Raw genomic sequence first — 13877 nt, forward strand, 5'->3', positions numbered from 1 at the left:
GCGGCTATTTCTTTCGATTTCCCGACTTGCGGAGCCGCTTTCCGGCGGGGCCTTATTTACCTGCATTCCTGCCTCTCCCCTTCCATCAGGGAGAGGCTTTTTTACAATTACCGTTTAAACCTGTCCCATCATAACCTGTACCGCATACGATACCAGCACGATGATCACAGAGAGGATACTGCCGTGGATCAGGGGCTTCACTCCCGATTTTGCCACATTCTTGAAGCTTGTGGAAAGGCCGATTGCCCCCAGCGCCATTACCATCATAAATTTACTGACCTCCGCAACGCCGGTGCTCACATGGTCAGGAATGAGTCCCGCGCTTTTAATGCCCACCATTACAAGGAACCCAATGATAAACCACGGGATGATACCCGCAATATTGAGCTTTTTGCCCTGTTCCTCTGCTTGTTCCACTCCCTGCTCCAGCGTTTCCCTGCGTTTGATGCGCAGGTTGATCACTGAAAAAATCAGGACTACCGGAATGATTGCGAGCGTACGCGTCAGCTTTACGATCATCGCGTAGCCGCCCGCCGCGTCGGAAAATGCGTAGCCCGCCGCCACAACAGCCGAGGTGTCGTTTACTGCGGTACCCGTCCACAGGCCGTAGCCCATATCCGTCAGCCCGAGCGCCCGTCCCATCAGCGGAAAAATAACAACCATAATGATATCGAATAAAAAGATTGCCGAAATGGAATAGGCGATGTAATCATCCTCCGCGTCGATCGCCGGCGCGACAGCTGCAATGGCGCTTCCTCCGCAAATACCCGTGCCTACGGAAATAAGGCTGGACATCTTCCAGTTGACCTTGAAAAGCTTTCCAAGGAAATATCCGCCCGCAAACGCAGCAGCCAGTGTGAAGCACATCACCACCAATGAATATTTTCCAACCTCCATCACCTGTGCAAAACTGAGCGTTACGCCCATCAGGATAATCGAAAGCTTCAATATCTGCTTTGACGTAAAATTGACTCCCTTGCCAAATATGCCGGATTTCATCAGCAGCGGGTTGAGCGCCATGCCGATGAGCAGGGCAAATACGCTTGAGCTGATGATGTTGTTGGGGATGCCTTCGCCGATCGCCATTGCAATGACCGCGATGGCCACCGACAACAGCACCCCCGGAGCATGATTTTTGAGTACCTTTGCCATTTGAAAACTTCCTTTCATAAATATTGATTACAATGTTGATTATAAACGCATATTATTATAAAATAAAATTATATAATTTTATAATATAATAAATATAATTTATAGGAGTTTAAAATGCTCGATTACCGGACGGAAACCTTTCTGACCTTGTGTGAAACACGCAGCTATACAAAAGCGGCAGAGCTTTTATGCGTCACGCAGCCTGCGGTATCGCAGCAGATCAAATTTCTGGAGCAGGCGCTTGGCGTCAAATTATTTATTTATGAAAACAAGGAGCTGCGGCTCACCGCGCAGGGCGCGCTTTATGAAAAAGCGCTGCGCACGATGCGTTCGGATACGGGCAAGCTTTTAGAGCTCATGCAGCATCAAAACGAGCCGCAGCACATCTGCTTCGGCGCGACGCTGACCATCAGCGGCTATGTGATGCCGCCCATCATCCGGCGCTTTTTGAGCGATTTTCCACATACGCGCCTCACCATACGCGAGGATAACACACAGCGGCTGATAGAATCCCTCAGGGAGGGTGTCATCGATTTTGCCTTTGTGGAAGGGCATTTCGAAAAATCAGGGTTTGAATACCGGCTGTTTTCCAAAGAACGTTTTATTGCAGTGTGCGCGCCGGATCATCCGCTGCATAAGAAAAAACCTTTTTTGGCGGAGCTTTTGGACGAGCATCTCATCCTGCGCGAGCCCGGCTCCGGGACGCGCAATGTATTGGAATCCATTCTGTACGAGCATAACCTGAGCACGGAAAGCTTCGCGCGCGTAACCGAAATCGGAAATATGGAGGTGCTGAAAGGTCTCGTCGCAAAAGGGCTTGGCGTTACCATGCTCTACGAAGCCGCCGTACAAAAGGAGCTGCGCAAACGCAGGCTCGTGCGGCTTGCGCTCAGGGATTTTGACGTGGAACGCGAATTCAATTTTATCTGTCTGAAAAACAGCATCATGCTGGACGCTTACCTGCAATTTTTCGATTATTGTAAAAAGTACAGGCGATTTTGAAGCACATAAAAACGCCGCGGGGAATTTCCGCGGCGTTTACGCTCTCTATTGTTTTTTATTCCTCTTCCATATGCGATGCGTCGCAAAACGGTTTGTTTAAGGATTTCCCGCAGCGGCAAAGCGTAACGCGGTTGCGCTTTTCGTATACGCTTCCGTCCTCGCATTCAATCTCGATTCCGCCGCGCACCCACAGCGGGCCCATTTTTCCTGCCGGTTCGTCTTCGATCACTGCGATCTCTGCCGGAAAATCCGGCTCAATGCTTTTCCCTTCCTTGACAACCGTAAGCCTTCCGGACGGGCAATCACAGGCTTCCCTTACAGCGAGCTCCTCATTATCCGCGTCCTGTATCAAATCCCAGATGCCCCCCGCAACATCGCAAAAACGCGCTACCGCGCACAGGTCTTCTTCGTCCAAAAGATCCATGCCATCGCCTTTATAGCATTTCACCGACTCTTTATAGCTCCGGTGGTCCGCAGTCTCCGTGCCATCAAAGCCACAGGAATGGCTTCCGTCGCAAAATGGTTTGTTTGAAGATTTCCCGCACCTGCACAAATGATAGGTTTCCTTTGTTTCAATGGTTTTTCCTTCGATCCAGTGCGTGGAATCCCCCGCCCTGTTCGAGCCGATCTTCATTTCCTTGAGCGGCACGCCGCCGCTGACCTGATAAGGCCCGTTTTTGATGATCTTGATCCGCATTTCCCCATCTCCTTTGCGTTACAAAAAACAAACGCCCTGCGCATGGCAAAGCTGTTTGCATACATTCCCGATCCTGTTTTTATAATACCCATCCATCCGCCGGCAAAACAGGCCTATTTCGTCATCCGGATATCATCGCCGTCCATCAGGAGTACTGCGCAGCATTTTCCGCCTTCCATGCGCGAGGAAATACGCTCTCCATAACGCGCCTGCAAATCGTCCACGTTGGTAGCGATCACAGTATGCCTGCCCGCCTCTATCCTGCGGTTTAAAAGGTCGAACAAATATTCAACCGTCACATTTTGCGTCACCGGCTCGGTGCCAAGATCGTCAATCATCAAAAGCCCGGCCTCCTGCAGGAAATGAAGCGGCATTTCCTCTCCCATGCGGTGCCTGAAGAATGCGTCGAACAGGGCTGACGCACGAATCAGGCACACGTCAATCTCCTGTCTTTTCGCGGCAACCGCCATGCAGTTCAGAAGATAGGTTTTTCCAAGTCCCGCCTTGCCCCGCAGCAAAAGATTCTGCCGCGGCGTCTTTGGAAAGCCTGCTACATACTTTTGGCAGATACCGTACACAAGCTCTGCGATCTGCCGTTGTGTTTTACCCATTGGAAGCCGCTTTTCCCCATCAAATACGGAAAGATCCGCATGCTCAAAATCCATATCGAGCGCGGCAATATCCGTCGCCCCAAAAATTTTAATGTAAACTTCATTCAAAAAACACCGGCAATACCGCTTTCCGATGATGCCGGTATCCTTGCACGCCTGGCAATCATACGGAACCAGAAGCCCCTTTTTTTCGGCAAGGCCCCGCTCCTGCTCCTCGAGTGTGCGTATCTGCGCGTCCAAATCTCCTTCGTCCGCAGCCAAAAAAGCGCACTCCAGCTTTTGCATCAGCAGCGCGCGCTTTTGTTCTTCCAGTTTTTGTATCTGCCCGTCGCCGCGCAGGCGTTTTTCATTCTCGTGTACCACGCGCGCGTGCCTCAGGCCAAAATCCTCCAGCAAATCCGCAACGGTTTTATTCATCGTACAGACGCTCCATTTCCTGATATGCGTTTTCCTTGCGTTGTTGCTTTTCTTCCTCTGTATATTCACGCTGGCTCACGCCTTGGTCGCGCTTCGCGTCAGCAAACGCACGCGACAGGTTTTGCTTCTTTGCCTTGTCAAGCGTATCTACGCCCGCGTCGGCCCAGTTGTTTAAAACCTTCATCATATACGAAAGCGGATTCTGGAACAGTGAGCTCATTTCCGCCGCATACATCAGCACCTCGTGGGAAAGCCCTTTTTCCTGCGTCAGGCGGATATAATTTTTGCGGTCCATCTCGCCGACCGCCTTCTCGATTCCCGCACAGTCGTATACCTGCTCGATCTTGCTGTCGAGCGTATTTTGCTTTTTCAGGTGCGCCCTGATCTCCTCTTCCGATTCCAGGTTCAGGCTGCGCCATTCCTTCAAAATGCTGTCCACCGCCTCCAGCCTGCGGCTTCCCAGCTTCACCGTCTGCTCGCACGCCATAAGGATCATCTGCTGGGAAAAACCGGCTTCCTCCCACTCCCTATAAAAGGTCTCATGCTTGGGCGCAATATTGATCCGCGAATATTTGAGCGCGGTGAGCACTTCCTTGATGTTGCTCCTGCGCTTTGTTTGCGCGTTATAAAATTCGCTGATCTTTCTGGAGGACGTAATGCCCCTGTCGTAAAGCGAACGCAGGATCGCATCCAGATATTTGAACGGCTGCTCCTTGGAAAATTCCTTATCCTTCATCACATATTCGATTGCCTCGTGCGTGAAGCCCCATTTTTCCGTCCATTTATTGTAAAGATCCATCTCCGTCCTGCCCGGATATTTTCCGTGCAGGCCCATCAGGCGCATGATTTTGTTCGCGCCGCCCGAAACAGCCTTATATTCTTCAATTTTTTGCTGCGCGAGCTCAAGCGTCGTTACGCCTTCCTCGCTCCATGCCTCCGCTACCTTGTCAATGTAAGCCACGCTGATCCGGTTGCCGCGCTCCGCCACGCAGTATTCCACCAGCGCAAGCACCACATCCTGCGAAAGTCCGAACACATCCGTATAATCGTAGATTTTATTAAGCTCCGTTCCGGAAAGATCCCTCTTCAAAACCGTACGCAGCATCTCGTTAAAATTCTGCATTTCATAGAGGGGTGCGCGCCGCTTTTTGGGCGCTTCCTCTTCCGGCGCAGCCTTGATCGGCACAAACGAATACTTGCCGCCGCTTTTTAACAGTAAATTTTTCAGGCACCAGTAATTAAGCGCGGATTCAATTTGCGCGGAAGAAAGGTGCAGCTCGTCCTCAAGCTCCACCTCCGAAAGCTGGCTGCCGCTGTTTGCCAGACATAGGCCGTACAGGTAAACCTTCACATAATCAGCGGGAGCGTCGCACATATACTTTTTTAAAAATATGGTTGGCACAGGCGTAAACGCCTGCTCATCCAAAACAAATTTTACCATTTTGCCGCCTCTTTACCTTAAGCCTCTTCCGGCTTTTTACGCGGTCTGCAAAATTGTTCAATGGCTTCGTTTACCTTTTCCGGCTTTTCCTCATGCACGATAAAACCACAGTTGCGCACGGTGAGGCTGCTTGCGTCCGCAAGCGGAAGCTGCAGGAATTCATTTTCTCTGCCGCCTGTTATTTTATCCTCCGAACCCAGGATAATCAGCATTGGCTGACGGACAGAATGGATGTTCTGTATAATATCCTCGTCGATAAAGTTACCGATGCACATCCTCGAAATCACCTTAAAATCCCTGTCCATCAATACGGCGCTGTATTCCGCCGCCACCTCGTCCGTCACCAGCGTACGGTCAAAATAGCAGTCCTCCAGCATTTCCTTTACCGCCCCTTCTGTAAGGCGCATCTTCGCCGCCGTCATTCCCAGAACGGATGGAAGCCCTTTGCCCTTGATGCCACCGCCCGCGCTCATCGTAAGCATCGGCGAGATAAACACAAGCGTCCTTGCGCGCTTCATATTGTGCATTACAAAATCAAGCACATACGCCGTCGCTTCGCCAAACGCGCAAAAATGTGCGGACGCAAGCTCACGAACATTCATAAAGGATTCCAGGGAAAGCGCGAATTCCTCGATGCTGTAGCTCATTTGCGGCTTGCCGGAAAACCCGTGCCCGGGCAGGTCGATTGCAAATACGTGGAAATGCTTCGCCAGCTCCTCGAAATTCTTGCGCCATGTGTAAATGGACTGGCCTATTCCATGCACCAGAATCAGCGGCTCGCCTTCGCCCGCTTCGTAATAGTGCATGGGCATTTTGATGTCCTCGACCTCTTCCTTGCCATGGCTGCTCACGTACGTATCGAATTCTATCTCAGCATAATCGCCGATATGTTCCCTGTTCAAAAACTTATTAATATTGATTGGTTCAAACACGCTTGATTCCTCCCAAATGTCTGCAACAATTCATTTATTCTCATCCGGTCAGTTCTTTTCCGGTTTGTATTCACACGTATTTATTATTTTAGCATATTTAATCAGACTTTTGTAGTTATTTTGTGACGGTTTTTTCAAAGCGTATGCGTGAAGGGCCTGTAAGAGCTCCCCAATGCGTTTACCTGCTGGCAAATCCAGCTCCCGCATGAGGTCGTCGCCATTTACCGCAAGCTGCCTTAAATTGAGCGGCGCATCCCTGCTGACCAGCTCTTCCAGTATGCCGCGCCACTTTTCCGCGCTGAGCGGTGGATTTCCCATGCCCGAGCCGCAAAAGTCCGCTTCGCGCACGGCGCACAATTTTAAAAACTGCTCCTGTCCAAGCTTTGCGATCATCCTGATCACCGCGCGTTTGCCCGCATCGTTGTTCAGGTCAAACATATGCGCGCGTACCAGGGCGCATACGTGCCTTGTCGTCTCCTTATCCACGCGCAGCGCGCTAAGCGCCTGCTCTGCAAGAACCGCGCCCAGCTTGTCGTGCCCGTACATTTTTCCGGTCTCGTGCCATGCCTCGGGTTTTGCGATATCGTGCAGAAGGGCCGCCAGCCTCACCTCGAGGTCCGGCGGCGCGCACGCACACGCACGCAGCGAATGCTCCAGTACGTCGTGAGCGTGGTAATTTGGATTTTGCGCCAGCCCGTCTCCGTCCTCGAGCCGCGGGACAATAAACCGGAGCGCCCCCAAATCCTTCAGAAGGTGCAGCCCGCAGAGCACTCCATCCGTGTTGCCGTATTTTTGATCGGCAAGCAGTATCTTAAAAAATTCATCGCGGATTCGCTCCGCGGAAATATCCTGAAGCTGCGGCGCATAACGTTTTGCACAGGCATATGTCTGCCCGTCGATCTCAAAACCAAGCTCCGCTGCAAAGCGCACCATACGCAGGATACGCAGCGCGTCCTGCGCCAGCGTTTCCTCCGTCACCTGTTCGACCAGCCGGTTGCCGATCGCCGCAAGGCCCCGGCCCGTGGGATCGGCCACCCGTCCATCCGCGCCCATATACAGCGCGTTGATCGTAAAATCCCTGCGCTGCGCGTCCAAATCCATGTCCTGCGTGAAGGCCACGCTTACAGGCGTATGCGCGCCGCCCCGCCCGTAGTTATCGCAACGGAACGCCGTATATTCATACACATAAAGCCGTTCGCCAAAACGCTGTTTTATCACAACCGTGCCAAGGCCGTACGCACGTTCTTCCACACAAACCTCTTCGCACTGCAACTTTCGCGCAACCTTCTGCGGCAGCTCCGGCGACGCGATATCAAGGTCGCCCTCCGCGAGGCCAAGCAGCAGGTTCCTGACGTAGCCGCCCACTAAATACGCGTCCGCAAGTCCCGCGCCTTTCCATAGCTCAAAAAAACGTTTCAGGAAGCCGGGCAGCGGGAGCGGTTCCCCTTCTCTCATCCTGCCTCCCCGGTAAACACATATTCCGCCGCGCCCGTCATAAAGGCGCGTCCATCCTGCGCATTTTCGATGTGCAGCACGCCCGCAGGTACAAAAAGATCGATTTTCGCGTCCGCGAGCCCTTTCCTGTGCATAATCACGCCGGAAGCCGTCGCGCCCGTTCCGCACGCAAGCGTCCTTCCCGCTCCACGTTCCCATGTAACCATGCGCGCAGAATTGCGGCCTGTTACCTGCACAAAATTCACGTTTGTCCCACGGGGGAAGAGCCGGTTTTTTTCGATCTGCGGGCCCCATTGCTCCACGGGAACGCTGTCAATATCCTCAACAAAAATAACCGTATGCGGCACGCCCATCAGCACGCACGCAGCCAACAGCCGGTTTCCATTTACCTCCACTGTAAAATCCATCGGATCCTGCATCAGCGCGGGTATCTGCTCCGGCTCAAAGGAAGGCCTCCCCATATCCACGCGCACCGCCACGACCTGCGCGCCCTGCATGACAAGCTCCGGGCTTACGACGCCCGCAAGCGTTTCAATCTGCATTTTTGTTTTCCGCACGATGCCTTTGTCGTAAACATAGCGCGCAAAGCAGCGTATCCCGTTCCCGCACATCTCCGCTTCCGAACCGTCCGCGTTGATGATTCGCATCCGCACGTCCGCCGTTTTGGATGCTTCCACAAGCAAAAGCCCGTCCGCGCCTACGTCAAGCCTTCGCCTGCACAGCTTTTTTGCAAGCTCTGCCACATCGCCTGTTTTCTCTTCTATCACAATAAAATCATTTCCCAGTCCGTGCATTTTTGTAATGCGCATGGTATCACCTTCTTTTGCCATCCGGTTTTCAATTCTTAAATTTCTGTTAAAACCGTGTTATTTTGAAACATTATCTTATATTATATCACATTCAAAGGGTATTTTATGGTACAATAGATTAAAAATAATCCGGAAATTCCCTCTGCTGTGGGGGATACCGGTGTTTTACCGTTGCGCTCTTCGTTTGAAGCCGCCGCGGGAAAAATTTTGCCTTCCCGGCAATAATCGAATATAATAGAATGGTATTATGATATTGTAGGAAATTCGAGGTACTTTTATGTATTTAAGACCTTCCCGCCGGAAAAAGCGGCGGAAGCTGACAAATATGATCATCCTCATTGCCGTCATAGCGGCGGCGGCTGTCGGCGTATTTTTTCTGATCAATAATTTTACGGACATCGGCTTCTGGAAGCCGGCCCTTACAGAAACCGAGTCCATCCTGCCGGAAACTGTGCAGGGGAACGAAAACGGCCTTGTTTACCTTACGGAGGACAAGCTGACGCTTGCCGATCTCAAGGGCAAAACCGTGTGGGATACAAAGCTCGATTCTGCGGATGCAAAGCTTTCCATTTCCCCCACAATGATCTGCACCTATCTTGGGAAAAACCTGCAGGCTGTTTCCTATACGCAGCAGCAGCTTTTCAGCTCCGCAGTCGCGTCCGACATCCTTGACGTACGGTGCGGTAAAAATAACATCGCGGTCTCCGGAAGCGCGGCGGACGAGACGGGACAGATCATGTATTACATTTATATTTTAAACAGCAAGGGCGAGCAGACCGGACAGGTGGATTATAAAACGCGTCCTGTGATCGATTTTGGTTTTTACGGGGATAATGATACGTTGTGGGTGCTTTCGCTCGATACGTCAAACGTTGTGCCGGTATCCAATATTTCCACTTATACCACAACAGGCAAGGCGACCAGCACCATACAGGACAACACGCAGATCATCGAGCAGGTGTATGTGGCGGACGGCGGCATGACCTATGCCTCTGGCACCAACACGCTCGTTTCCTACGATATTTCTTCCAAAAAGCAGAAGGAAGCGCTTATCTACGGCTGGAAGCCGATTGCCGTGAGCAACGGGAAGACTTTTGAGCTTGCCTACATCCCGCGCTCTACAGCCACATATTTTGAGTCCGTAAAGCTTTTTAACAACGAGCTCAGCGAAACGGTGCTGCATATGCCGCAAAATGTTTTTTCGATTGCGTTATCACAGCAGAAGCTTTACGCTTTCTCCCCGGATTCGGTTTCTACCTATTCCCTTACGGGAGAGCTCGAAAAAACGGCAAAAATCAACAATACTCTAGTCAGCGCAAAGCAGGTTATGGATACGCTTGCCATCGCCTGGGACCAGGAAGGCAAAAGCTACCTGATGCCGCTGAGCTGACCAGACCACGGAGGATACATGGATTTTATCAACTTGACGTGGATCGTCGTGTTTTTAATCGCAATTTACGTATTACAGGGTTTTTACAGGGGTTTTCTGGTGTCCGCCACCAATACGGTGGGCATGGCAATCTCATGGTGCGTCGGGTTTCTTTTTTCGCCGCTCATGTCCCAGGCCATCGCCAAGGGTACTTTTTACCGGTTCATTTTAAATTTCACCAACGGCGTAGACCAGTTGCAGGCGTCCGGCAACCTTGCCGTCGCCACGCTTTCCACAGAGCAGATTAAGCAGATCGTTTCGTCCGCAAACCTTCCCATGCCCTTTGACCACCTTGTAACGGAAAATATGACGAACGGCGTATTTGAGGCGCAGGGTTTTCATAAGGTATCCGAATATTTTGGCTTTACCATGACCAATGTGGTTGTAAACATTTTTTCATTTTTGGTCATCTACCTCATTGCGCGTATCGTGATTGCGCTGCTCGTCAACGCGTTCAATTATGCGACGCCGCTTCCTGTGCTGCGCCGGTTTGACAGCCTTGCAGGCGGCGCGGTAGGCCTGCTGCGCGGATTCCTTGGGATGTTCGCGCTGTTTATGATCGTGCCGGTTCTGATGATTTCCCTGCCGGCCGATTTTATATCGCCAATCATCGATAAATCCCCAATCGCAGCGTTTTTCTACCAGTCCAACTTCCTGCTGAACGGTATATCCGGCGTAATATAGGAGGAGTCTGCCTTTTTTTGAAACGTAAAACGCTTCCGGCAACCATTACCGGAAGCGTTTTTTTGTTTCAGCCTTCTATGTCGTTTATATCTCCTGGTTGCGGTAAATGCGTACCGACGCCAGGTAGGAAACCACAATCGCCGCCGCGCCGACAATCGGCAAAAGCCATGTCAGCACAGGCATGATCCCGGGAAGGATATCCTGCATCCCTCCCCCGTCTTCCGCAACGTTTGAAAACGCGATAAAAATCATAAACGGCACGAGAAAAATTACAATGACTGCAATCCTGCTCTTTTCCACGCCAAATTTATAAATCAGCGGAATCACGATGCTGATAAACAGCAGCGCCACGCATACCAGCATGAGGATAACCATTCCCGTCTCCGCGTCGAGCACCGCGCGTCCCGCAGCCGCGAGAATCAGGTTTACTGCAAGGCCGATGCCCATACCGACACCCACCATCAGGAGAGAAAATACATATTTTGACGTCACAATCTGCTTCCTTGTGTAGGGCAGTGTCAGTACATATTTATCCCAGCGGTTAGAGGAATCGTACGCAAAGGACGTAAAGCACATCATGCCGCCGATAAACGTGCAGATTCCCGTTGCAAACCCTGCCGAAAAGTCGCCGTTATCCGATACGAGAACCGGGACAATACAGATTGCAATAATAAAGATATAAACCTTGAAAAAACTTTTGGTTCCCAGGAATTCCTTTGTCAGCAGTCCCTTCATTTCCGCTCCCCCTTTACAATAAACAGCATCACATCGTCAAGCGTTGCGTTATCCACCACGATGTTCTCATACTTCCGCCTCACAGCTTCCTTATCTGTGGTGAGCGCCTCGTAACCAAAGCCGGATTTTCGGTAACCGACGATATCCGCTCCGTCGATCTTTGCAAAATCCTCCGCCCCGCATTTCAAAACGCCATAGTCGTACAGCATGCTGTCCTTGCTCTCAGACAGCGCCACCTTTCCATCATGGATAAACGTTATGTAATCCGCCACCTTCTCCAGATCGCTCGTGATGTGTGAAGAGATCAGGATCGAGTGCGATTCATCCTGTATAAAATCAAGGAACACATCCAGTATTTCGCTGCGTACAATGGGATCCAGCCCGCTTGTCGCCTCGTCGAGGATCAGCAGCTTTGGATGATGCGAGAGAGCGACCGCAATCGAAAGCTTCATCTTCATGCCGCGGGAAAACTCTTTGATCTTTTTGCGTTCCGGCAGGTCAAAGGTCTTGGCGTATTCCAGAAACAGCGCGTCGTCCCACGTCCGGAACGTATTGCGCATAATGGCCGCGATATCCTTTCGCTTCAATGTTTCGTAAAAACCGATATCCTCCATCACAACGCCTATCTGTTCCTTGATTTCCCGCTCGTCTTTTTGATGGTCAAGGCCAAACACGCTGATGCTTCCCGCATCCGCACGGATCATATTCAAAATCAGCTTGATCGTGGTTGTCTTACCCGCCCCGTTCTCGCCGATCAGCCCCATAATACTGCCGCAGGGCAGCCGGAAGCTAACATCCTCCAGCCGGAATCCCTTATATTGCTTTGTTACGTTATTCAGAGCCAAGCTGTCCATTTTACTACTCCTCCTCGTACAGCACACGCAGTATCTCCACAAGCTCCTCCTGCGTAATGCCGCTGCTCTTTGCGGTATACACCGCCTGCTTCAAAAAATCCTCCGCGACCTTCAGCTGTTCCTCCCGCATAAACTCCAAATTTTTACGGGCGACAAAGCTTCCCCGTCCTGTGAAGCTTTCAATAAACCCGTCACGCTCCAAATCGTCGTACGCGCGTTTGGTGGTGATCACGCTGATTCGCAGTTCTTTTGCCAGCAGCCGCATGGATGGAAGGGCGTCCCCCTCCTTCAGCATCCCCGTCAGGATCATATTTTTGATCTGCGAGGTGATCTGTTCATAGATCGGCTTTCCGCTGGAATTGCTGATGATGATATCCACTCATCAACCCTCCATTTCAAAATATTGTATATATACGATATGTACAATATAACACCTGCTCCGTATGCTGTCAACCAGATTTTGTTTTTTTGCGCACGAAAAGGGGAAGCGTCTCCGCTTCCCCTTTCCGGTTATATGTATTGATAGTGAGTTGTTATTTATAATATACCCCCCATTCAGGGACATTAACACAATTTTTAATCAGGATTCCTGCTGCGCAACCACTGCCAGTATGCGGCAATCGTTATTACAGCGCAAAAAAACATCGCTTGCTCCGATGTTTTCTGATATCTGTTTTCTTTTAGCGGTAGGTTGCAAGGGATGCGGTAATATTTTCCGCAGGAACGGAAATCTGTTCGCTGAACAAAAACAGCATGACATCGTTTTTCGTCAGCGCGCATTTTGGCCCGAGGCAAACGCTTGTGATTGCGTCCATGCCGATCGTTTGCAAATTCAGCTCCACATAGGATTTGATGGATTTCTTCACCACAGCCGTTTTGATGCGGCTGAAAAGATCGTTTTGCGCCACGTGCTCAGACTGGCGCGCAAATTTGACGTAAGAGTTTTCCGTAGGCAATGGAAAATTTACGGCGAGCCGCCATTCGTGCTCTTCACTGAACGCCGGATTCTTGCAAAACGCGCTTTCCCCATTGATTGCCAAAAACAACTTGATAATCTCTCCCGTTGGCTTTGCTTTCTGCTTAAGCAATATGGAGAGCTCCTTGAATATGTTTTTGATGTAAGGCCTGATGAGGTCCTTTTGCTCGTTTTCCAGATAGCGGATGGGCTTAAACTGGAAGGTATGCCCGGGATCGTCCGATTCGCGGTTTTGGATCAGCTTTTCCCTGATCCGGTCTGCGCGGAATCCAATACACACGCCCCGGCCGTCATCCGCATATCCGCGCCACTGGCTCAGGCTGTCCTGTTTTTCCGAGAAGCAAATAGCGTAGGTGATAAGCTCCTCATACCAACGCTTTCCAGTGGTCATCAGTTCAAAATTGATGAGCGCCTCCACAGCCTCGTGCCCTTCGAGCATTTTTTCTTCATACAAAAAATTGAGCTCAAACGGCTTTTTGTCGTATTCCTCCAGCGCGGTTTCCAAAATAAACCGCTGCAGCCATTTGCGCTCCATATAGTCGTTGCTTTTATCGATATCGGAAAGGCGCAGCATTTTTCCGGAGATAATTTCGTAAAAGGTCTCCACGCTGCAATAATGGTACACCGTGGTGATTTCGCCTGTCTGCTTCATATCCGCTTCGCCCCGCTTACTTTGATAACGT

13 protein-coding genes and 1 pseudogene are annotated in these 13877 nt (G+C 51.0%); 3 read left to right on the forward strand and 11 right to left on the reverse strand.

Going from position 1 to position 13877, the window contains the following annotated elements; genetic code table 11:
- Positions 1-114: 114 nt before the first annotated feature.
- Positions 115-1152 carry a YeiH family protein gene (locus ACS5WU_RS08785; protein WP_465089103.1) on the reverse strand — a complete coding sequence of 346 codons (1038 nt, stop codon included), beginning with the start codon at positions 1150-1152 and terminating at the stop codon, positions 115-117.
- Positions 1153-1266: 114 nt separating this feature from the next.
- On the opposite strand from ACS5WU_RS08785, the gene ACS5WU_RS08790 reads away from it, so the two are divergent.
- Entirely contained in the window at positions 1267-2154 is an 888-nt protein-coding gene (locus ACS5WU_RS08790; RefSeq protein ID WP_302760234.1) for a LysR family transcriptional regulator, read from the forward strand.
- 55 nt (positions 2155-2209) lie between these two features.
- Here ACS5WU_RS08790 and ACS5WU_RS08795 read toward each other — a convergent pair whose 3' ends face one another.
- The 6 genes from ACS5WU_RS08795 to dapF all read right to left on the reverse strand — a co-directional run bounded on the left by ACS5WU_RS08795 (position 2210) and on the right by dapF (position 8516).
- Entirely contained in the window at positions 2210-2851 is a 642-nt protein-coding gene (locus ACS5WU_RS08795; protein ID WP_059109338.1) for a CDGSH iron-sulfur domain-containing protein, read from the reverse strand.
- A 113-nt stretch (positions 2852-2964) separates the two neighbouring features.
- Positions 2965-3879, reverse strand: a complete 915-nt coding sequence (locus ACS5WU_RS08800) for an ATP-binding protein (RefSeq protein ID WP_302760235.1) — start codon at positions 3877-3879, stop codon at positions 2965-2967.
- Complete coding sequence (locus ACS5WU_RS08805) at positions 3872-5320, reverse strand: DnaD domain protein (RefSeq protein ID WP_059109336.1); 1449 nt, start codon at positions 5318-5320, stop codon at positions 3872-3874. The genes ACS5WU_RS08800 and ACS5WU_RS08805 overlap by 8 nt, the downstream gene beginning before the upstream one ends.
- A gap of 17 nt (positions 5321-5337) precedes the next feature.
- Positions 5338-6252 (reverse strand): alpha/beta fold hydrolase, encoded by a 915-nt coding sequence (locus tag ACS5WU_RS08810; protein ID WP_046443407.1) that lies wholly within the window; start codon positions 6250-6252, stop codon positions 5338-5340.
- A gap of 48 nt (positions 6253-6300) precedes the next feature.
- Positions 6301-7707 carry a CCA tRNA nucleotidyltransferase gene (locus ACS5WU_RS08815; protein WP_302760238.1) on the reverse strand — a complete coding sequence of 469 codons (1407 nt, stop codon included), beginning with the start codon at positions 7705-7707 and terminating at the stop codon, positions 6301-6303.
- Positions 7704-8516, reverse strand: coding sequence for a diaminopimelate epimerase (gene dapF / locus ACS5WU_RS08820; RefSeq protein WP_413815485.1), 813 nt, complete (start codon positions 8514-8516; stop codon positions 7704-7706). Before dapF ends, ACS5WU_RS08815 begins: the two co-directional genes overlap by 4 nt.
- Positions 8517-8793: 277 nt before the next feature.
- On the opposite strand from dapF, the gene ACS5WU_RS08825 reads away from it, so the two are divergent.
- Both ACS5WU_RS08825 and ACS5WU_RS08830 read left to right on the forward strand, forming a co-directional pair.
- A complete protein-coding gene (locus ACS5WU_RS08825; protein ID WP_059109333.1) occupies positions 8794-9906 on the forward strand; it encodes a hypothetical protein in 1113 nt (370 codons plus the stop codon).
- Between the two features lie 18 nt (positions 9907-9924).
- Positions 9925-10629, forward strand: coding sequence for a CvpA family protein (locus ACS5WU_RS08830; protein WP_059109332.1), 705 nt, complete (start codon positions 9925-9927; stop codon positions 10627-10629).
- A gap of 84 nt (positions 10630-10713) precedes the next feature.
- On the opposite strand, the gene ACS5WU_RS08835 is transcribed toward ACS5WU_RS08830, so the two are convergent.
- The 4 genes and pseudogenes from ACS5WU_RS08835 to ACS5WU_RS08850 all read right to left on the reverse strand — a co-directional run bounded on the left by ACS5WU_RS08835 (position 10714) and on the right by ACS5WU_RS08850 (position 13846).
- Positions 10714-11364, reverse strand: coding sequence for an ABC-2 transporter permease (locus tag ACS5WU_RS08835; protein ID WP_059109331.1), 651 nt, complete (start codon positions 11362-11364; stop codon positions 10714-10716).
- Positions 11365-11759: 395 nt separating this feature from the next.
- Positions 11760-12218 (reverse strand): annotated as a pseudogene (locus tag ACS5WU_RS08840) (ATP-binding cassette domain-containing protein); the annotation flags it as partial.
- Between the two features lie 4 nt (positions 12219-12222).
- Positions 12223-12597 (reverse strand): GntR family transcriptional regulator, encoded by a 375-nt coding sequence (locus tag ACS5WU_RS08845; RefSeq protein WP_046443413.1) that lies wholly within the window; start codon positions 12595-12597, stop codon positions 12223-12225.
- Positions 12598-12898: 301 nt separating this feature from the next.
- Positions 12899-13846, reverse strand: a complete 948-nt coding sequence (locus ACS5WU_RS08850) for a DUF2971 domain-containing protein (RefSeq protein ID WP_046443416.1) — start codon at positions 13844-13846, stop codon at positions 12899-12901.
- Positions 13847-13877: the final 31 nt, after the last annotated feature.

This window comes from Christensenella sp. KGMB01412, assembly GCF_055522415.1.